Origin of the sequence: Methylocystis bryophila (genome assembly GCF_027925445.1) — a bacterium.
GTDB lineage: Bacteria > Pseudomonadota > Alphaproteobacteria > Rhizobiales > Beijerinckiaceae > Methylocystis > Methylocystis bryophila.
In genome coordinates this window covers 615,986-635,712 of sequence record NZ_AP027149.1, presented here as the reverse complement: position 1 = coordinate 635,712, position 19,727 = coordinate 615,986, and the positions used below count along the sequence as shown (strand labels likewise).

Here is a 19,727-nt window from a genome sequence, read left to right as displayed (position 1 = left end):
GACGGAGGGCGGGCGAAGCCTTTCGGCGAAGCGGATAATAAAATAGGCCCCGATCCTTCCGGTGGGTCCTTCACTTTTGCGGGGCGCGTAAGGACAAGGGCCGGCGCCGAGCCGATTTGCCCGAAGCGCCCGCCTTGGCTGTCATGCCGGATATTTAAGCAGATTCTGCGAGCCGGCCGAGCAGGAGATCCGCCTTCCGGCGCATGAGCTCAATGCGCAACGGCTTGATGGCGACGCTGTCGGCGCCGTCCGCGAGGCATTGCTTGGCGAGGTCGACGGCGCCGGGCTCCAGCACGACGACGATTTTCGGCCCGCGCAGCCGCTCGCGGATTTCCCCATAAAGCGCGCCGCCATGACGCCGCATCAACGCTTCTGAGACGAAGACGAGGTCCGGCGGCCAGTCGACGGCCTTCTCATAAGCCCATTCGAGGCTCGGCGCTTCATGCGTTTCGTTCTCGTCATGCAGCATGAACTGAATCGCCGCGCGAATGATCTCGTCCTCGTCGATCACGAAGATTCGCTTGTTGTCGACAGCCGTGTTGCTCTCAACGCCAATTTGCATTCGATCCCCCGATTTTGCGCCCTCGGCGAAGCAAAGACCATGCCTTGAAAGCCGGCACGCGACGAACGCCCGCCTCGGGGCCGGCGGGGGCGGAAGAGCGCGGCACGAGGCGGCCAACGCAAAATTGAGCGCCGAGGCGGACAATGTTAAAGCCCGAAGCGTCACCCAGCGATCTCAAGCGCGACCATTATTCAGGACGAAATGAAGCTCACCCTCTCCTGGCTCAAAGACCATCTCGAAACTGACGCCCCCCTCGGTGAGATCGTCGAGACGCTCACTCGCATCGGGCTGGAGGTGGAGGCCGTTCACGATCCCGCCGCCGCCCTGAAAGACTTCGTCATCGCCGAGATCGTCGAGGCGGATCGCCATCCCGACGCCGATCGCCTTCAGGTCTGCAAGGTCGCGACGGGCGCCGGCGCGCCTCTGCAGGTCGTCTGTGGCGCGCCCAACGCCCGCAAAGGGCTCAAAACAGTGTTCGCCGCGCCGGGGACCCATATTCCCGGCAAGAATTTCACGCTCGGCAAAGGCGTGATCCGCGGCGTCGAATCGCTCGGGATGTTGTGCTCAGCCGAAGAGCTCGGGCTCGGCGGCGACTCGCATGGAATCCTGGAGCTCGATTCCAGCGCTCCGGTCGGCGCGGCCTATGCGCCCTGGGCCGGGCTCGACGATCCGGTCATCGAGATCAATCTGACCCCGAACCGGCCGGACGCAGCCGGCGTGTCAGGAATAGCCCGCGATCTCGCCGCCGCCGGACTCGGCCGCCTGCGCAAGCGCGACCCCGAGGCGATCGAGGGCAAGTTCCCTTGCCCCGTGAAGGTGAAGCTCGATTTGACGCCCGCTGACGCGCATCTCGCGCCGCTCTTCGCGCTGCGGCTCGTGCGCGGCGTGAAGAACGGGGCTAGTCCCCAATGGCTGCAGGACCGCCTGCGCGCCATCGGCCTTCGCCCCATCAACGCGCTCGTCGACGTCACGAATTTCCTGACCTTCGACCGCGGCCGCCCCCTGCATGTCTTCGACGCCAAGAAGATCAAGGGCGATCTCACCATTCGCCGGGCTAAGACAAGCGAGAGCCTGCTCGCGCTCGACGGGAAGACCTATGCTCTCGACGAGAATGTCGTCGCCATCTGCGACGATGGGGGCCCCGAGTCCCTTGCCGGCCTCATGGGCGGAGAAGCCTCCGGCTGCGACGAGGGCACGGTCGACGTGCTGATCGAGACGGCGCTCTGGGATCCGGCCAATATCGCCAAGAGCGGCCGCAAGCTCGGCATCGTAACCGACGCGCGCTACCGTTTCGAGCGCGGCGTCGACCCGGACTTCGCGCTGCCGGGGCTCGAGCTGGCGACGCGCCTCGTGATGGAATTTTGCGGCGGTGAGCCCTCTGAAATCCATCTTGCCGGCGCGGTCCCCGCCGAGCGGCGGCGCATCGATTTCCCCTACAGCGAGACGAGGCGCCTCGCCGGCGTCGACATCACGCCGCCGGAAGCCGACGACATTCTGAAACGGCTGGGCTTCTCGGTCGAGCATGCGGGAGCGGCCAGCGCGCGGATCACGATCCCCTCCTGGCGGCCCGATATCGAGGGCAAGGCCGATCTCGTCGAGGAAATTCTTCGCATCGCCGGCCTCGAGCGCGTCCCTGCGACGCCGTTGCCGCGTGCGGAAGGCGTCGCTGCGCCCATCATGACGCCGTTGCAGAAACGCGCCCGCGCGGCGCGGCGGACGCTCGCCGCGCAAGGTCTCGTCGAGGCCGTCACCTGGTCCTTCGTCTCGGCGAAGGAGGCCAAGGCTTTCGGCGGCGGCGCGCCGTCGCTGGCGCTCGCCAATCCGATCGCCGCGGAGCTCTCGGACATGCGGCCGAGCCTGCTCGCCGGGCTCGTGGCGGCGGCCGGCCGCAATGCGGCGCGGGCGCTGGACGACGCGGCGCTGTTCGAGATCGGCCAGGTCTTCATGACCGACGATGACAAGGGCCAGCGCCTCGCCGCCGCGGGGCTGAGGCGCGGCCTCGCCACGAGCGAGACGCAGGGCCGTCACTGGGCGGCGCGGACACGAGAGGCGGGGCTCTACGACGCCAAGGCCGACGCGATGGCGCTGTTGGCGGCGCTCGGAGTCCAGGGCGCGCAGATCGTTCCCGGCGGGCCGGCCTATCTCCATCCCGGCCGCAGCGCCACCTTGCAATTCGGGCCCAAGAGCTGCGTCGGCGTCTTCGGCGAGATCCATCCGCGCGTGCTCGCCGAGCTCGATGTCGAGGGCCCGATCGCCGTCTTCGAGATTTTCCTCGACCTGCTGCCCGCCGCCAAGGCCAAGGCGACGAGGACCAAGGCCAAGCTCGAAATCTCCGACCTGCAGCCGCTATCGCGCGACTTCGCCTTCATTGTCGATCGCGAGCGGCCGGCGGGCGAATTGCTGCGGGCGGTGCTCGCCGCCGACAGGACGCTGCTCTCGGGCGCGACCATCTTCGACGTCTATGAGGGCGTCGGCGTTCCCGAAGGCAAGAAGTCGATCGGCGTCGCCGTGACCCTGCAGCCCCGGGACAAGACGCCGACAGACGCCGAGATCGAGGCGATCGCCGAGAAGATCGTCACTGAAGCGGCGAAAAGAACGGGAGCTGTTCTCAGGGGATGAGAATGCGCGTGATCGCCCATTTGACCGCGGTCCTGCTCGCGGCGACGGCCGCCGCCGAGCCCCTCAATTACGACGCCTGCGAGGGGATCCAGGACTCGCGCGAATACGCCCATTGCATCGCAACGCTCGGCGCCGCTGGGGGCAAAAAGACGGCGGCTCCACCGGCGCAAGCCGCGCCCGCCGCGGCGCAGCCGCAAGCAGAGGCGCCAGAGAAAACAGCCGCGACCCCAGAGAAAGAGGCGCCGGCGCCGCGGCGCGTGGCTGTAAGGGCTCGTGGCGGCCGGATCGTTTACCACGCCGCGCCGCGTAGCGGCGGCCGCGTCCACGTCCAGGTCGGGGGGCGTGGGAATGTCGTCGCAAAGCCGGCTTCTCGGCGAGGGCGCCGCCGCTGACCCGCTGCGCTCAAAAGCATTGGTTCGCCTTCAGCGCGACGATCCAGGCGGCGCAGTTTTCGTCTGGCGGTCCCTCTTGTCCCCAGGGCGGACCCTCCTCCCCCCACTCCTCATATTCCCAATACCGCTGCCGCTCCCAGTGGCGGCGCTTGTGGTTTTGCCGATTTTGGCAGTCGTTGAAGTTCTTTTGGATCGCCAGACACAGCGCCACGTTCTGCCCGGCTTGCGCGGGCTGCGCGGCAAGCGCAAGCACCGGCAGTGTCATCAGGAGGAATCGTCGCATGCTTCCGCTGGCTCCGATCGTATCAGGAGGGAAGAACCCGGGATTGGTAATGGAGGCGCGATTAACGCCGGCTGAATGCGGCGGCGCCTCCGTCTGGCCTTCCCTGCGGGCGATGAATTAAGAATAGGGAGCCGACCCGCCCGCCGCCTCGGATAGAGCCGATGACCGCTTCAAAAACAACCATCCGCAAGCACGCCTTAGAACGACGCGATCTCATCGCTCCGGCCGAGGCCCATGAGGCGGCGGGCGCGATCAAGGCGGCCGCTCTCACGCTGGTCGGGCGGGTCGCGGGCGACGCGCGTCCCGCTATCTCGCTCTATTGGCCCATTCGAAGCGAGGTCAACACGCGGCTGCTTATCGAGGCTCTCCACGCGCAGGGCTTTCCGGTTCTGCTGCCGGCGATGACGGCGGTGCGCCAGCCTTTGCGCTTTCGGGCCTTTGAACCTGGCGATGAATTGGAGAAGGGACCCTTCGGCCTCTCCGAGCCTTCGCCGGGACGACCCGAGGGGCGGCCGACGATCGTTTTCGCGCCGCTTGCGGCCTTCGACCGGCGGGGGATCCGTCTGGGCTATGGCGGCGGCATCTATGACGCCACCCTGCGCACCCTGCGGGCCGAAGGGCCGGTCACAGCCATCGGGCTCGCCTATTCGCTACAAGAATGCGAGGCGGCACCCAGCGAGCCGCACGACCAGAGGCTCGATTTCATCATCACCGAGCGCGAGACGATCGACTGCGCGAAGACCTCCTCGCCGGCTTAATGAGCTGAGCGGCGCCAAATCGCTGTCGAGGCCCGCGTCACGCGCCGCGCGGGCGCCGTCGATCGTGAATTCAAAGCGGGCGCCTCTCGCGCGTTTCCCGCTCGAACGGAATCGTTCGAGCGATAAGGAATCGCGCCAAGTCAAAAAGTTAGAGCATGTCATGACCGGAAAACCGCTTCGCACCTTTCCGTGACATGCTCTAACACGGCGGATGCGGTCGATCCGGCGGCGCCATCACTCCTTCGCGAGCGCGTCGAGAGCCGACGAGAGCCCCTTGAACGACAGGGGCATGACCACATCCTGATTCGCCGCGTTCTTAAAGCTGACCCTCCCGGATAGGTCGCTGTGAGAACGCCACAGCTTCAAGGTCTCGTCCTTCAAAGGAAGGCTCGCGAAACATCCTCCCGGCACGCATCGTCGCCAGCTGAGCTCGGCCGTTTTCATTTCCTTGTCGGTGTTCGTGATCGTCACCGAGCTCGGGAATGAGACATTGATTGGAACAACCACCGTCACCATCATCGGCTCGCCTGCAGCCGGCCTGCCGAGAGCAATTTGCGCGAAGGGCGCCGTCTGATCTTTCCGGTTCACGGTCTGCACCACCTCGCAGGATTTGCGCGCTTGCGCAGCGGCGCCGACCGTTTGACAGTGAAGGATCCAGTCGCCGTAGGCGGCGGATTTGGCGTTCGGATCGGCAGGAGCTGCTGGGGTCGCCGGCTTGGTTTCCGCGCTCGAGGGCGCCGTCTGCGCCAAGAGCGCGCAGAGAGTCAGCAGGATCCACTTCATCATGTCGCTCGCTCTTTGGCTTCGCGCGCTTCCCGCTCGAACGGAATCGTTCGAGCGACAAGGAACCGCGCCAAAACAAAAACTTAGAGCATGTCCTGATCGGAAAACCGCTTCGCACTTCTCCGGGACATGCTCTCGAGCCGCTTGACGACGCGTCCGGCCCTATCTCGCCTCGGTTCTATCCCAGGGGTCCTCGCCCGCCAAGGAAATCGATTGAGCCAGCCACAGCGCTCATCTTCAAGCGTCGGGAGAAGAGAACAGCAATCTCGGTCAGGACGGGCGCCCTCCGCTCGGGCAAAGTCCCGCCCAGTTGAGGAGGGGAAAGATGAACGGCGACGCCTACGGAAAACGCTTCGCAAGAGTGCTCGATTATATCGATCGGCATCTTGATGAGGAGCTTTCCGTCGAGCGGTTGAGCGGAGAGGCGAACTTTTCGAAGTTCCACTTCCACCGACAGTTTTCGGCTTACGTCGGCGTGAGCGTCGCCCGCTATGTTCAGAATCTCCGGCTGAAGAGAGCGTCGCATCGGCTCGTCTTCGAACCGACGGCGAGGATCATCGACGTCGCCTTCGAGGCCGGTTTCGAGACGCCGGAGTCTTTCTCTCGCGCCTTCAGGCGCGAATACGGCCAGACGCCTTCTCAATTCAGGAGCGCCCCCGCCTGGAAGCCATGGCGCAAAACCCATCAATTTCCATCTCCCGGAAGGAGCAGAAACATGGACGTGAGGATCATAGACTTCGGTGAAGTCAAAGTGGCCGCGCTGGAGCATCGCGGTCCGCCGGAGCTGGTGAAGGACTCTGCGCGGACATTCATCGAATGGCGCAAGGAGAGCAAGCTATCGCCCAAGGATCGCTGTCGAACCTTCGGCATCGCCTACGACAACCCGGACACGACCGAGCCGCAGGCCTTCCGCTTCGATCTGTGCGGAGAGGTGAGCGCCGACGTTCCGCCGAACGCGCAAGGCGTCCTGACCAAGCTCATTCCAGGCGGCCCTTGCGCGGTCGTGCGCCATCTGGGGTCTCATGATCGCATTGGCGAATGCGCCTATTATCTCTACAGGGATTGGCTGCCGGGAAGTGGGAGAGAACCGCGGGACTTCCCGCTCTTTTTTCACTATCTGAACCTCGTCTCCGACACGCCGGAGCACGAATTGAAGACCGACGTTTATTTGCCGCTCAAATAGACGAGGCGCGCGTTCAAATGTGAAAATAGGGGCGCGTCTCTTCGCAGACGCGCCCGCATTTCAAAGACGCCGAGCAGCTCTTTCACGACTTGCGTGGCGCAAAGACGCGAAGGCGGTGCTCATCGAGATCGGCGCCGACGAAGGTGAATCCGAAATCCATCCAGACAGGGTTTTGCAGGATCTCAATGCCTTGCTTCCGCCATTCCTCATGTCGTCCCGTGACCTGCGCCTCGCTCTCCAACGTGAAGACGAGCTCGGCGCCGCCTCCCGTGCGCTTCGCCGGCGGCTCGACATCCGATGTCGCCCACAGGCCGAGCTTGACGCCAGACTGCAAGACGAACAGCGCGAAGGCGGGCGAGTTTTCGACCGGCTGACGCTCGAGCAAGCGTTCATAAAATGCGGCGCTTTTCGCCACATCGGCCACATAGAGAAGAATGTAGGAGGGATCGGACATGGGGACCTCTTGCGCAACGGACATCCGAAACACTAGCGTCGGCTCGTGTCAGATTCCGTCAGCATCCTTCAAAGGTCCTCGGACGATATCCCCTGCGCCGCGCGCCATTCCCTCACGAGGCTGCGCCGACGCTTCGGGTAACGCGTTTCCGTCTCTTGGATCGAGATAATGCGGTCACTGCGGAAATGGCGGAATTCTTTTCGCAGCTCGCACCACGCCACCACGATGCGACAGTCATCGAAAAAGACGAGAGCGATAGGCCATAGGGTTCGCTCGCTGTCCTGCCCTTTCTCGTCGCGGTAGCGGATGACGATCTTGCGTTCGGCCCGAACCGCTCTACGAAGCGATGGAAGATGAGGGCTGTGGTCTTTTGGGGCCGTCGAGGGCCCGATCAGGAGGCTTGTGGCCTCAAAATCGATCCGCAGATCGGGCGGCAGAACGGCGGCGATCTTCGCCAATGCGTTCCGCGCCGCGCTGCCAAGCGGAGCGTCCGCTCGGCTCGACACCCAGCTTGCGCCCAGAACCACCGCTTCAATTTCTTCTTCGGAGAACATGAGCGGCGGCAGCAGGAAACCGGGGCGAAGAATGTAACCGACGCCAGCCTCGCCCTCTATATCCGCGCCCTGTGCTCGAAGCGTGGCGACGTCGCGATAAATCGAACGAAGGCTGACTTCCAGCTCGAACGCCAGCTTCGCGCCGCTGACCGGCCGTCTGTGACGTCGCAGGACTTCAATCAGGCGAAGAAGGCGATGTGAACGAGACATCCCTGAGATTCCAAAAATCCGCGCTCAGGCCCCGCGTCGCAAGACAAGGCCAGCGTCGACGCGCTTGTCTCCTCCGCTATTGGATTCCCCGAACCGTCGCACGCGGCAGGCTCAGCGTCGCTCCGCGACGAGCAGCAGGGAAGCGGGAATCGGCGCCGACGGAATTTTGGGCTCCAGGAGCCGCTTCAAGTCCCACCTCTTGGATATCGCCTCGATCCAAGAGCCGAGCGTTCGCGCGAAATATGGCATCGGCGCCCATTTCTCGCCGCCGAAGCTTTCGAAGCTTTCGATTCGCCATCCGTCTTCATAGGGCGGCGCAAATGCGAGCGGATGAAGCGTTTGGATCAACAGACGGGCTTTAGGAGTCGAGATCGCGGCGAGCGCGTCGCAAATCGGCTCCAGCCGGTCGTCGAGCAGCGAGAAATTGCAGACGATCGTATCGAAATCTTTTCCCGCCCGCGCGGGCTCCGCGCAAAGCTCGGCGTAGCTCAGAACATCATAGGTCGCGCCGCCTTCTTCCCTGGCGCGCGAGATGAGCTCGGGCGAAACATCGACGCCGACAATCTCCTGAGTCGAATTTCGTAATTCCCGACACAGCCATCCTTCGCCGCAGCCGACATCGAGCGTTTTCCCGAGCGGCGCGGCGAGGGCCGCGGCGAGGATCGCGGCGTTGGTCGCCTCGCGCCGGCTCGCGATCGCATCGCTCCGCACGGCCGCAGTCCAGTTTTCAGCGTTTTTGGACCAGCTCGCGACCTGCGCCGCTCTCGAATCGGTCATCGATGTGCTCTCCGTCGGGCGCGATGGCCTAGAGCAAAAAATTGCGGCCTGTCACGGCAAACTGCTTCGCGCTTTTCCGTGACACGCGCTCGTGAAAGGGGATATTGCGCGAGCTCGATATAACATATTCCAGCCTGACGCAGGCGGCCTCGTGCCGTCGAGCCGACCCGACCGGTCGACTTGCCTATGAGACGAAATTGAGGGAGCGTCAGCCCTCCACTCTCGCGCGAAGAGCGCCTCAGCGAGCGCCCATGTTCGAACCACAAGCTGCCGTCCTCATCCCGATCGATATGCAGCAGGCCTTCGATCTTCCGGGTCGACCGCGGCGTTGGAACGCAGATCTCGATCGGAACGGCCTCGCTCTACTGACCGCATGGCGGGCGAAGAAGCTGCCGATTATCCATGTCATCAATTCTTCGGCGAATGCTCAGTCGTGCTTTCACCACGCGCACCCGGGCCACGGATTTCGTCCGGGCTTCGCGCCGCAAGATGGCGAGGAGCTGGTCGACAAGTCAGTCAACAGCGCCTTTATCGGCACAGATCTCTCCGCGCGCCTGCACCGGCTGGGCGCCGGAGAGCTCGTGCTTTTCGGCATGAGGACCGACATGTGCGTCTCGTCGACAACGCGCTCGGGCGCCAATCTCGGATGGCGCGTGACGGTCGTCGGCGATGCTTGTGATTGCTGTGATCTTCCCGATGTCTTGGGAGACGGGATCGTTCCGGCGGAGCAAGCTCATCGCGTGCACCTAGCGACGCTCGCCGATGAATTCGCCGATGTCGTGACGACCTCGCAGGCTTGCGCTCGGCTCGAGGGATTTGCGCCGAGCTGCTGAGTCTTTTCTTTGAAACGGTCGATCTCTCGCCGAGGTCGACCGATTCTGATGTCCTTGCGCAAGAGCGCGATGCGAAAAAGTGGGGACCGGTTTTTCGCGCCAATCGCGCTCTAAGCTTTTAGAAGCGATCACGTTTTCTGCGTTTGAGCGATTCCGCTCAAACGCATCGTGATCTAGGCAAACCGCGCCGCGTCAGGATGAGGGGATTGGCCCGCACTCCTCATGTGGCCCGATACGCGCCCTGTCGCTCCAGCATCCATCCCGGATATTCCGCTGGCAGTCGGCTGACGGCGTCAAGCGCAGCGAGTTCGGAGGCGTCGAGAGCCACCTGCGTGGCGCCGATATTCTCTTGAAGCTGCTCGACGCGCTTCGCCCCGACGATCACGCTGGTCACGACATCCTGGTGCAGGAGCCAAGCAAGCGCGATCTGCGCGACGCTCGCTCCCTTCGCCTCGGCGATCGCGCGCATTGTCTCGATCGCCGCAAAGCCGCGGTCTCGATCCACCGGCGGAAAATCGAAGGTCGCGCGTCGACCGTCGGCGCCCTTGCCGTCGCGGTCGTATTTGCCCGAAAGGAGGCCGCCGGCGAGCGGGCTCCAAACCATCAGACCGATCTTCTCCGACAGCAACATGGGCGTGATCTCCCGCTCGAGATCGCGGCCCGCGATCGAATAATAGGCTTGCAGCGACAAGATCGGCGCCAGCCGGCGCGACTCGACGACGCCAACCGCCTTCATGATCCGCCAGGCGGCCCAGTTGGAAAGGCCGACATAGCGAACGAATCCCTGGCGGACGAGCGTGTCGAGCGCCTCTAGAGTTTCCACGATCGGCGTCGCCGGATCGAAGCCGTGAATTTGATAAAGGTCGATGTATTCGAGCCCGAGCCGCTCCAGACTGGCTTTGCATTGATCGAGAATATGGCGGCGGGACGCGCCGCGCGCATTGGGGCCCTCGCCCATCGGACCCAGCACCTTGGTCGCGATCACCACGTCGTCGCGATTGACGCGGAGATTCCTTAGAGATTGACCGAGGATGCGTTCGCTTTCGCCGCCGGCGTAGATATTCGCCGTGTCGATGAAGTTGACGCCAGCGCTCAGCGCGGCGCCGACGAGAGCGTCGGCTTCTTCTTGTCGAAGTCGCCCGATTTGGCCCCACATGCCTTCGGCGCCGCCGAAGGTCATGGTTCCGAGGCAAAGTTCGGAAACGAATAGGCCGCTCTGGCCAAGGGGACGCATGCGCATAGGGGCCTCCGCTATTGGGGTGGGATGAAGCCGTGATAGTCTTCACCACGCCTTGGCCGCGACGCCGATCCTCTCAGATTCTTGCGCGATCCTATCAAACGCCCCCCGCAAGGGAGATCGCGTCATTCCACGCGCGCGGGACGCGCTCTAAGATACAGTCATGCAGAATCCCTTCGGCGCTCTAATTCCCCTCCTCGATCGCCAATATCGTCGCTTCGGCCGCGAGACGCCGTTGGACGGCTTGGCGCTGAGCCGCACAGAGTCCCCCAGTGGCGTCATTCGCTCCGTTTATCGTCCCTCCTTCTGCGTCGTCGCGCAGGGCGCCAAAATCAGCGTGCTGGGCGAGCGCAGCTTTCGCTACCACGCCGGTCAGGGACTGCTCGCCTCGATCGACGTTCCGGTCACCGCGCGGATTGTCGAGGCGTCGGCGGACCGACCCTATCTCGCGTTCAGCCTCGCCATTAGTCCGGCGATCGTGTCGGAGATGTTGATCGAACAAGCGCAAGCGTTGGCCGACGCGCCAACGATCGCCGCGCTGACGACGGCCGATCTCGACCCGGATTTATGCGAACCTCTCACGCGATTGTTGACCTTGCTCGATGCGCCTCGGGACTTGCCGGTGCTCGCGCCATTGATCCAACGCGAAATCGTCTGGCGGCTGCTCTGCGGCCGATTGGGGCCGACATTGCGTCAGCTCGGCCTCGCGGACAGCCATGCCGCCCGCAGTGGCTGCGCCACTGCCTGGATTCGCAATCATTTCGCCGAACCGCTGCTCGTTGCGGATCTGGCGGCGCTCGCGAATATGAGCGTGCCGAGCTTTCACCGCCATTTCAAGGCGGTGACGACGCTCACGCCCATTCAGTTCCAAAAGCGCATTCGCTTGCAGGAAGCCCGTCGCCTCATGCTGGCGGAGGGCCCGGTGGCTTCGGTCGGCTATGCGATCGGCTATGAAAGCCCGGCGCAGTTCACCCGCGATTACCGTCGCATGTTCGGCGTGCCGCCAGGTCGCGACGGCGCGGCCCTGCGCGCCAACATGGCAGCGGAGGCGGAGCGTTAACTCTCGGCGCCGAGATGCTGGCGTATCAATCCGGCGACAATCGGCGCGTGCGTTTGCGCGAGGTCGTGATCGCCGCCGGGAATGAGGTGAAGAGCGGCGTTTGGAAACAGGGTTGTGAGATAGATTCCGACCGCGGGGGGACTGATCGGGTCCGAATCTCCCCATAACAGCAGGACGGGGCTCGCGATCGTCCTCAACTCGTCCGAGAGATCCCCGATCGGCGCTCCAACCCAAGAAGCCGCCTTGGGATAGGCCCTCAGATAGTCGGGCAGCCAGTCGCAGCCGCCAAAGGCTCGCGCGTGCAGACCGACCGACGCCGCCGTCAGAACGAGGCGGCGGACTTTATCGGGTCGCCGAAGCAATGCGCGGACGGCAATCAGCCCACCCATCGATTGGGCGATCAGGTCGGCAGGCGCGTCAAGCTCCGCTTCCACCAGGTCGATTAGGTCGTCCACGCCATTGACCTTCGGCTCGGGCGGCTCGTCGCCCAGCCCCGGCCAGGCGAACATCCGCTGATCGGCGCCGTCGTTGAGCCGTGACGCAATGGGTCGCCAGAATTTGGCGCTCCCGCCCGCGCCAGGAAGATAAAGACGCCGCGTCAAAACAAGGCCGTCACTCGGTACGGTCGATCTTATTGCCGATCAGCGCAATGGCCTTTTCATAGACGGGCGCCGCGTTCCAGGCCTGGATCGCCGCGAAATTGGGCTCGCCCGGCTGATAACCGGCGCCAGCGCGCCAGCCATGCGCGTGGAGGAAATTCGCGGTCGACATCAGCGCGGCGCTCGAGGCCTCCAGACTGCCGCCGACGCCATATTCCAGAATATTCTTGGGCAGGAACTGCGTCTGGCCGATCTCGCCGTGCATGGAGCCGCGCGCGCCCGGGTCGACCCTGCCGCGGTCGATCAGCGTCAGGAAGGCGTTGAGCTGATCGGTGAAATATTCGCTGCGGCGGCAGTCATAGGCGAGCGTCGCAATGGCGGAGAGGGCGTGCTGATTGCCGTGCACCGAGCCGAAACCCGTTTCCATGCCCCAGATCGCGAGAAGCGGTCCCGGCGGGACGCCGTAGCGGGCCTCGATATTATCGAAGAGGGGCGCCAGGCGTTGCTTGTAGGAGCGGCCCCTGGAGGCGATGACCGGGCCGCCTCGCTTGGCGAGAAAATCGTCGAGCGAAAGGTGAAAGCTGTGCTGGCCGCGGTCGGCGCCAATCGTCGGGTGATTGTAGTGCGTGTCCAGCAGGGCGTCGACCGCCTGTTGGCTATGGCCGGCGGCGCGCGCCTCCTGCGCATAGGCCTCCTTCCAGGAGTCGAATCCGGCGGCGCCATTGCCGCAGCGCGCGGCCTTCGCGGCCGGGGCGAGGACGAGGCCGGCGAGTAGCGTCGCGGCGAGGACGGAAGCAAGGCGTGAAGGTCTTTTCATCGAGGAAATCCTTTTGGCGGCCGGAGTCAGCGCCAGCCTGATTCCCTGAGATCATCATATCGAAAGTGGGCGATTCGAAGGAAATCGCGACGCCTTGCAGCGGCGCCGAAATCTCGCTCCGACCCTTCGCCTCAATAGGAGGCTAGGACAGGCGCCGTCTCGGGATTGAAGAGATCGAGGTGGTAAGTCACGCCGAGGCGGACGAGATTGCTCTGCGCGCGCGTCCGAACGTGGAACGCCGTCGCATGCTGCAGCTCCTCCTCCTGCTCCTCTTCGTCCTCCGCCTCCTCGGCGGATGACGCGCCGTAATCTCGCATGACGAAAGCGCGCTTTCCGAGATCGACATGGAGATATTCCACCCTCAGGGTCACGTTCGGGGCGACCGCAAGTTCCGCGCCTCCCCCCAAGGCCCAGCCGAGCGAGGCGCTCGACATCTGTCCATACATGTACTGCGAGCCGTCTTGAACGCCCGCGCTCGCCGTGACGCCGCCATAGGCGAGGCCGCCCGTCGCATAAAGCATCAGCGCGCCGGCGCCGGGCAGCCATCCGAGCCGCAGACGGGTCGTCCCCAGCCATTGCGCCCTCTGCATCGAGCTCACGTTATGCCCGAAGTAATCATAGCCCTGCGAGCCGCCGATATGGGCGTAATCGAAGTCGGTCTCCACGCCCAGGAGCGCATTCCGGCTTAGCGGATAGTTGTAACCCAGCTGACCGCCCCCGACGAAGCCCGCAGATGAGAAGGATTGCGAGCCCGGCGCATTTCCCGCGGCCGCGAGGTCGAACGCGCCCGGCGTGATCGGCGCGAAATAGGCCGTGCTGGCGCCCGTGCCGTAACCGACGTTCGGCCCGAGATAGAAGCCGGCCCAATCTTCGGCGGCGGTTCGAGGAGCGGAGAAGCCGCCGAAGGGAGCGGCCGCAGCCTCTGCGCCTCCGAGCTTGTAGGCCGTCTGCACAAACATGCCGTAGCGTTCCGAGACAGCGCGTTGCGGGGCGGGCGCGCCGCCCTTGGGCGTTCGTTCCCAATGGGTCAGACCCGAGCCGCCGTCGAAATACCAATAACGCCCGCCGACGCCGACGCTCAGCGCGCGCGTGAGATCGTAGCTCAACAAGGCTTCGGCCTGGAAGCCATTGCCGTCGCCGTCGTCGCGCGCGCCCCAGATCTCGGGCCGCAAATTGTGGTAGTCCGCGCCTTTGAGCCAATTGTGCGCCCAGGCGACCTCGGCGTCGAAATTCAGGCCCGGCATGACAACGACGCGACCCGAAAGGCCGAGCCGCAAGGAATGCCAGCGGGCGTCCTCGTCGAGCACATCGAGCGTCGAGGGCGTCGGATGGAGGAGGCAAGTCTCCGGGTCGAAAGCGACCTGCACGCAGCCAAAGCTGTTCATGCGCTCGCGAAAATAGTGATAGCCGACGAAAGGCCCCACTCGAAATTGCGACGTTCGCAAAAGGTTGAAGCCAGCGTCGATCGACCCATACTGCAGCGAGCCGCCGCTTTGCGGATCCACTGTCTTGGAATAAGGCGAAGCCTCTCCCTCGTCATGCACGTGAGGCGGAAAGTCCTCGTCGCTCAGATGACCGCCGACGATCGAGCCCCCGCCGAGATAGCCCTTCAGGAAGAGGCCCGTCTCATGATCGAGACGGAAGAAGCTTTCCGCCGCATGCGCATCGAGATTGCCGTAGGTCAGGCGCGAGACTTTGGCGGCCGTCTGCTCGGCGTCGAACAGATCGCCGCGATAATAGCCCGTGCTGTAAAAGTAGCGCGCGCCGAACTCGAGTTCAAAGGGAAGCGGAGCCTTGAAGACCGGCGCATCCTTCAGGGCAGGGAGGGCGAGGTCGGCGGCCTGCGCGGAAGGCGACGCGCAGACGAGCGCGCTCGCGAGGAGCAAGGAGCAAAAGCCACTCTTGCGCAAGTTCGGCGCGAGCGCCGCAGGCGCGAAGGGGAGGTTGGAAGCGGGCATTTTCATTCGCCGTTCCTTCTCGAGCGAAAGTCCCGCAAAGGTCGGCGGCTTCCGCTGTAAGGACCTATAAGAAAGCTAACGCTGATCTGACGTCCATAGACATAGAAAACGCGGAACTGTCTTCCGATTTTGTCGATTGTCCGTGATATGTTGCCTAGCGGCCACAGTTACTTTGCAGGAAATGTTCGGACAAGCTCGACCTTTGTCGTTGATGCCGGCAGGATGTCGATCGTCATCCGCGCAAGGGCTAAGAAGTCGACTATAGTAACGGCAATCCAGAGATTGCGCCGCTTTCCTCTCCTATCAAGCTCTGATCGGCCGCGATGTCGTCGAGGGAAGCGTCGCGCGCGCACTCGCGTGGCTCCCATCCATCACTCTGGCCAGAAGCCCGCGTCCGTCGCCGTCTCGAAGCTCCAGGGGCAAACCGCGGGAAAGGTCGTCTCGGGCAAGCCCGTTTCCCGCTCCGCCTCTTTGGTCGCCTTTCGATAAGCGCGCGCGACGACCTCCGGCAGAAGGCTCTTGAGGCTTGGATTGTCCTCGAGCAAATCGGCGATGTCGAGCCGTTGCACGTCGATCGTCGCGCGCCAGGAGGCGCCCTGCAGATTGGGCTGACAACGCCATTTGAGCAGATGAAGCAGAAGGACGGTCAAGCGAGCCACGAGCTCGCGCTTCTCCGCCTTGCCCATGCTCTCGATCTCCTCGGCGATATGCTCGATGTCGGCCTCGGCCAGCCTGCCGCCGCGCAAGAGCGCGGCCTGCTCATGAGCCCAGGCGTAAAAATCCTTCTCGTAAGGGGAGCCCATGCTCGTGCTTCCTGAACCCATCAATCTACCGCCAGCGTCATCCCCGCACCCTCATCCTGCGGAGCCTGCGAAGCGGGCGTCTCGAAGGATGAAGATACAGGGAGAAGGCCGCCCGAACCAATCGACTTGCTACTCGCCTGCCTCCACGTAAATCTCCGCGCCGCGCTCCACGAACTCCGCGGCCTTTTCGGCCAAGCCGCGCTCGCGCTCCATTTCCTGCGCCTCGCGACGCAGCTCCTGCGTGATTTGCATCGAGCAGAACTTCGGGCCGCACATCGAGCAGAAATGCGCGACCTTGTGGGACTCCGCCGGCAGCGTCTCGTCATGGAACTTGCGCGCCGTGTCGGGATCGAGTCCGATGTCGAACTGGTCCGTCCAGCGGAAATCGAAGCGCGCGCGGCTCATCGCATTATCCCGCTCGATCGCGGCGGGATGGCCCTTCGCTAGATCTGCGGCATGAGCGGCGATGCGATAGGTGATCACGCCGGTCTTCACATCGTCGCGATCGGGCAGGCCCAAATGCTCCTTGGGCGTCACATAGCAGAGCATGGCGGTGCCGTACCAGCCGATCATCGCCGCGCCGATGGCGGAGGTGATGTGGTCGTAGCCCGGCGCGATGTCGGTCACGAGGGGGCCGAGCGTGTAAAAGGGCGCCTCGCCGCAGGTCTCGAGCTGCTTCTCCATATTGGCCTTGATCTTGTGCATCGGCACATGGCCCGGGCCTTCGATCATGACCTGGCAGCCCTTGTCCCAGGCGATCTTAGTGAGCTCGCCCAATGTCTCGAGCTCGGCGAACTGCGCCGCGTCATTGGCGTCGGCATTGCTGCCCGGCCGCAGTCCGTCGCCGAGAGAGAAAGACACATCGTAAGCCCGCATGATGTCGCAGATCTCGTCGAAGCGCTCGTAGAGGAAGCTCTCCTTGTGCTTGGAAAGGCACCAGCGCGCCATGATCGAGCCGCCTCGCGAGACGATGCCGGTCACGCGACTCGCGGTGAGCGGCACGTAAGCGAGACGCACGCCGGCGTGGATCGTGAAATAGTCGACGCCCTGCTCGGCCTGTTCGATGAGCGTGTCCTTGAACACCTCCCAGTCGAGCTTCAGCGCGTCCCCGCCGACTTTCTCGAGCGCCTGGTAGATCGGCACGGTGCCGATCGGGACAGACGCGTTGCGAATGATCCAGTCGCGAATATTGTGGATGTTGCGGCCCGTCGAGAGGTCCATCACCGTGTCGGCGCCCCAGCGGATCGCCCAGACCATCTTCTCCACCTCCTCGGCGACGGAGGAAGTCACCGCGGAATTGCCGATGTTGGCGTTGATCTTGACGAGAAAATTGCGCCCGATGATCACGGGCTCCAATTCCGGGTGATTGATATTGGCCGGAATGATCGCGCGCCCGCGCGCAATCTCGTCGCGCACGAATTCCGGCGTGACGAATTTCGGAATCGACGCGCCAAAGCTTTCGCCGTCCGCGAGACGCGCGCCCGCTTCCTCGATAGCGCGCTCGCGGCAGAGATTCTCGCGATGCGCGACATAGCGCATCTCCTCGGTGATGATTCCAGCACGCGCGAATTCGAATTGCGTGACCGGCGCAGCGCCAGCAGCGCGAAAGATCTTGCGCTGTGCGGGGCAGGGCGGGACGAGATGCCGGCCGCTGGCGAAGCCATTGTCCTCGGGCTTGACGGGGCGCCCTTCGTAGGATTCCAGGCCCTGCCGGGCGGCCAGCCATGGCCGGGAAAAAACCAGTCCCGCTTCCAGATCGGGCGTGAATTCCCGACAGCCATAGGGACCCGAGGAATCATAAAGCCGCAGCGGCTCGGCGCCAGATTCGTGCAGCTCGACCTCGCGATAAGGCACTCTCAGCTCCGGCGCGCCGGGCGGAGAGGAATAAGCCTTGCGCGATCCGCCTATCGGCCCGGTCGTCACGCGCTTCGGCGTGGCTGCTCGCGATTCCTGTGCGCTCATGGCAAATCTCCTCGACTAGCGTGTCGAATAACGTCCGGATCGAGGGAAGCGACGCGAGGAGCGCGCCGGTTAGAGCGCGCTTGCCTTGGCGTTCCCTCCGCCGGCACGACCCGGATCAGGTTCAAAGGGTGCTTCTCAGCCGCCACCGCGGCGCCCCTCGCCAATTTGGAATTTGTAGGCTTTACCACGCTCAAAGCAAGCTTCGCTTGCGGAAGGCCGAGTTTCCGCCTGCGTTGCAGAAATGTCACGCGGCAAGAGAATTTCAATTCAAGCCTGCTCAAAATCTGCACATGAGACGTATTCGAGGATAGAATTACTCAGTTTCTATAGCTTGGCTGTTGCAGTTAACAATGCAACGCCTCCGTTTCTAAGCAGGTGGACCATGAGACTCCCTTTGGCGCGCGCATCTCTTGCCTATATTGCCCTGGCCTCTCTTCTGCCTGCCTCTCAAAGCTACGCCGCCGAAGGCATCGAGCTCATCGGCTATGGCGCGCGCCAAAAGGCGCTCGCCGGCGGGGACATCGCCGATTCGCGCGATGCGATGTCCATGTCGATCAATCCGGCGGGCATCGCAGGCCTCGACAACCAGTTCCAAGCCGGCGGAACTTTACTCCTGCCGGATCGCGGCTACGAGGCGACGGGCCCGCTCGTCATCGTCGCTCCCGGCTATGTGAAAAGCGGCGAGCCGGTCTTTCCCGTGCCCAACGGCGGCCTCATCCGCCGCATTGATGACGAATCGGCCTGGGGCGTGGTTGTCTTCGGCAACGGCGGCATCAACACGTCTTACAGCTTCAACAACTACAAGCCGGCCATTCGCGCGCCGAATGTGACGCTTCCGCCGGGACTGGGCGGATTCACCCTGACCGGCCCGCTTATCGTCCCATCTTTCGGCGGACCCTTTGGCGACGGCCCCGCGGGCATCGACCTTCGCCAGGTCTTTGTGAGCCTCGACTACGCGCGCAGCTTTGGCCCGGTCAAAATCGGCGTCGCGCCGACGATCGCCACGCAGATCCTGAACATCCAGGGTCTGCAGACGTTCTACCCCTATTCCTGGGATCCCTATCACCTCTCCAACAATGGCTATGACTGGTCCTTTGGCGGCGGGCTGCGCGTCGGCCTCGAATACTCGATCCTGCCCAATCTGCGCATCGCCCTCGCCGGCGCGACCCCGATGTGGATGACTTCCTTCAGCAAATACGCCGGCGCGCTCGCCGACCACGGCAATCTAGACGTCCCGGCCAGCGTCAACGCCGGCCTCGCCTTCGACCCCATGCCGGATCTCACGCTCATGGCGGGCTGGAGGCATATTTTCTATCACGAGGTTCACTCGCTCGGCGCCTCGAGCTTCCCGATCTTTTATGGCCAGCTCGGGTCGTTCGGCGGGCCGGGCCTTGGCTGGCGCGACACCGACATGGCGTCGATCGGCCTCGAGTGGCGCGCGCTGAAGCCGCTGACGCTGCGGCTCGGCTACGCCTATGCGACGCCGATGATCGGCGGCCAAGACGTGACGTTGAACGTGCTCGCTCCGGCCATCAGCCGAAACCATATAAGCGGCGGCTTCAAATATGAGATCGACAAGAACCAATCGATCGACTTTGCGACGGTGTACGCCTTCAAGAGCACGGTGAGCGGACCGGAAAACCAGTTCTACTCCTCTTTCGCCTATACGCTGCCCGCGTTGCTTGGCGGGGGCTCGATTCCGGTGACCGTGCCTCCCGCCTTGAACCCCTACACCAAGGTCACCGCCTGGCTCAGCGGCCTCGAGCTCTCCCTGAGCTGGACCTATAAGTTCGACACGGCCGCCGCGCCACCAATCGCTGCGAAATTCTGAACTCCTGGCCGATCGATCGGCTCTCTGCACGGGGGTCGACCCGTCGCGCTGG

19 protein-coding genes and 1 riboswitch are annotated in these 19,727 nt (G+C 63.8%); of the genes, 7 read left to right on the top strand and 12 right to left on the bottom strand.

The features are described 5' to 3' along the window. Window positions 1-154 precede the first annotated feature (154 nt). On the bottom strand, window positions 155-562 hold the full coding sequence (locus QMG80_RS02920; RefSeq protein ID WP_085773637.1) for a response regulator: 408 nt from the start codon (window positions 560-562) through the stop codon (window positions 155-157). Between the two features lie 201 nt (window positions 563-763). Between QMG80_RS02920 and pheT the strand changes: the two genes are divergently transcribed. Together pheT and QMG80_RS02910 are read left to right on the top strand one after the other, a co-directional pair. Further along, a complete protein-coding gene (gene pheT / locus QMG80_RS02915; RefSeq protein WP_085771448.1) occupies window positions 764-3,181 on the top strand; it encodes a phenylalanine--tRNA ligase subunit beta in 2,418 nt (805 codons plus the stop codon). Between the two features lie 2 nt (window positions 3,182-3,183). Then, the gene (locus QMG80_RS02910) at window positions 3,184-3,573 is read left to right on the top strand and encodes a hypothetical protein (RefSeq protein ID WP_085771447.1); all 390 of its coding nucleotides are present in this window, start codon (window positions 3,184-3,186) and stop codon (window positions 3,571-3,573) included. A gap of 10 nt (window positions 3,574-3,583) precedes the next feature. Here the strand turns inward: QMG80_RS02910 and QMG80_RS02905 are convergent, their stop codons facing one another. Further along, a complete protein-coding gene (locus tag QMG80_RS02905) occupies window positions 3,584-3,856 on the bottom strand; it encodes a hypothetical protein (RefSeq protein WP_085771446.1) in 273 nt (90 codons plus the stop codon). Window positions 3,857-4,017: 161 nt separating this feature from the next. Here QMG80_RS02905 and QMG80_RS02900 point away from each other — a divergent pair, with 161 nt between their 5' ends. Next, the gene (locus QMG80_RS02900; RefSeq protein WP_085771445.1) at window positions 4,018-4,614 is read left to right on the top strand and encodes a 5-formyltetrahydrofolate cyclo-ligase; all 597 of its coding nucleotides are present in this window, start codon (window positions 4,018-4,020) and stop codon (window positions 4,612-4,614) included. A gap of 234 nt (window positions 4,615-4,848) precedes the next feature. Here QMG80_RS02900 and QMG80_RS02895 read toward each other — a convergent pair whose 3' ends face one another. Next, on the bottom strand, window positions 4,849-5,211 hold the full coding sequence (locus tag QMG80_RS02895; protein WP_425351467.1) for an invasion associated locus B family protein: 363 nt from the start codon (window positions 5,209-5,211) through the stop codon (window positions 4,849-4,851). A gap of 511 nt (window positions 5,212-5,722) precedes the next feature. On the opposite strand from QMG80_RS02895, the gene QMG80_RS02890 reads away from it, so the two are divergent. After that, on the top strand, window positions 5,723-6,580 hold the full coding sequence (locus QMG80_RS02890) for an AraC family transcriptional regulator (RefSeq protein ID WP_085771443.1): 858 nt from the start codon (window positions 5,723-5,725) through the stop codon (window positions 6,578-6,580). An 82-nt stretch (window positions 6,581-6,662) separates the two neighbouring features. Here the strand turns inward: QMG80_RS02890 and QMG80_RS02885 are convergent, their stop codons facing one another. From QMG80_RS02885 to QMG80_RS02875, 3 genes are all read right to left on the bottom strand, one after another. Further along, complete coding sequence (locus tag QMG80_RS02885) at window positions 6,663-7,034, bottom strand: VOC family protein (protein WP_085773636.1); 372 nt, start codon at window positions 7,032-7,034, stop codon at window positions 6,663-6,665. A gap of 68 nt (window positions 7,035-7,102) precedes the next feature. After that, window positions 7,103-7,798: a helix-turn-helix transcriptional regulator gene (locus QMG80_RS02880; RefSeq protein ID WP_085771442.1), complete on the bottom strand. Its 696-nt coding sequence runs from the start codon at window positions 7,796-7,798 to the stop codon at window positions 7,103-7,105. Between the two features lie 111 nt (window positions 7,799-7,909). Next, complete coding sequence (locus QMG80_RS02875; protein ID WP_085771441.1) at window positions 7,910-8,575, bottom strand: class I SAM-dependent methyltransferase; 666 nt, start codon at window positions 8,573-8,575, stop codon at window positions 7,910-7,912. 251 nt (window positions 8,576-8,826) lie between these two features. Between QMG80_RS02875 and QMG80_RS02870 the strand changes: the two genes are divergently transcribed. Next, window positions 8,827-9,408 (top strand): isochorismatase family protein, encoded by a 582-nt coding sequence (locus QMG80_RS02870; RefSeq protein ID WP_085771440.1) that lies wholly within the window; start codon window positions 8,827-8,829, stop codon window positions 9,406-9,408. Window positions 9,409-9,628: 220 nt separating this feature from the next. Here the strand turns inward: QMG80_RS02870 and QMG80_RS02865 are convergent, their stop codons facing one another. Then, complete coding sequence (locus QMG80_RS02865; RefSeq protein ID WP_085771439.1) at window positions 9,629-10,648, bottom strand: aldo/keto reductase; 1,020 nt, start codon at window positions 10,646-10,648, stop codon at window positions 9,629-9,631. A gap of 160 nt (window positions 10,649-10,808) precedes the next feature. Between QMG80_RS02865 and QMG80_RS02860 the strand changes: the two genes are divergently transcribed. Then, complete coding sequence (locus QMG80_RS02860) at window positions 10,809-11,705, top strand: AraC family transcriptional regulator (RefSeq protein WP_085771438.1); 897 nt, start codon at window positions 10,809-10,811, stop codon at window positions 11,703-11,705. Here the strand turns inward: QMG80_RS02860 and QMG80_RS02855 are convergent. From QMG80_RS02855 to thiC, 5 genes are all read right to left on the bottom strand, one after another. Continuing rightward, entirely contained in the window at window positions 11,702-12,307 is a 606-nt protein-coding gene (locus tag QMG80_RS02855; protein ID WP_085771437.1) for an alpha/beta fold hydrolase, read from the bottom strand. The genes QMG80_RS02860 and QMG80_RS02855 overlap by 4 nt on opposite strands. Window positions 12,308-12,317: 10 nt before the next feature. Continuing rightward, window positions 12,318-13,121 carry a lytic murein transglycosylase gene (locus tag QMG80_RS02850; protein WP_085771436.1) on the bottom strand — a complete coding sequence of 268 codons (804 nt, stop codon included), beginning with the start codon at window positions 13,119-13,121 and terminating at the stop codon, window positions 12,318-12,320. A gap of 131 nt (window positions 13,122-13,252) precedes the next feature. Further along, window positions 13,253-15,085, bottom strand: coding sequence for an outer membrane protein (locus tag QMG80_RS02845; protein ID WP_085771435.1), 1,833 nt, complete (start codon window positions 15,083-15,085; stop codon window positions 13,253-13,255). 365 nt (window positions 15,086-15,450) lie between these two features. Beyond that, window positions 15,451-15,882 carry a DUF29 domain-containing protein gene (locus QMG80_RS02840; RefSeq protein ID WP_085771434.1) on the bottom strand — a complete coding sequence of 144 codons (432 nt, stop codon included), beginning with the start codon at window positions 15,880-15,882 and terminating at the stop codon, window positions 15,451-15,453. A gap of 129 nt (window positions 15,883-16,011) precedes the next feature. Next, window positions 16,012-17,844 (bottom strand): phosphomethylpyrimidine synthase ThiC, encoded by a 1,833-nt coding sequence (gene thiC, locus QMG80_RS02835; RefSeq protein WP_085771433.1) that lies wholly within the window; start codon window positions 17,842-17,844, stop codon window positions 16,012-16,014. Window positions 17,845-17,918: 74 nt separating this feature from the next. After that, window positions 17,919-18,012: riboswitch (TPP riboswitch) on the bottom strand. A 214-nt stretch (window positions 18,013-18,226) separates the two neighbouring features. On the opposite strand from thiC, the gene QMG80_RS02830 reads away from it, so the two are divergent. After that, on the top strand, window positions 18,227-19,675 hold the full coding sequence (locus tag QMG80_RS02830; protein ID WP_085771432.1) for an OmpP1/FadL family transporter: 1,449 nt from the start codon (window positions 18,227-18,229) through the stop codon (window positions 19,673-19,675). Window positions 19,676-19,727: the final 52 nt, after the last annotated feature.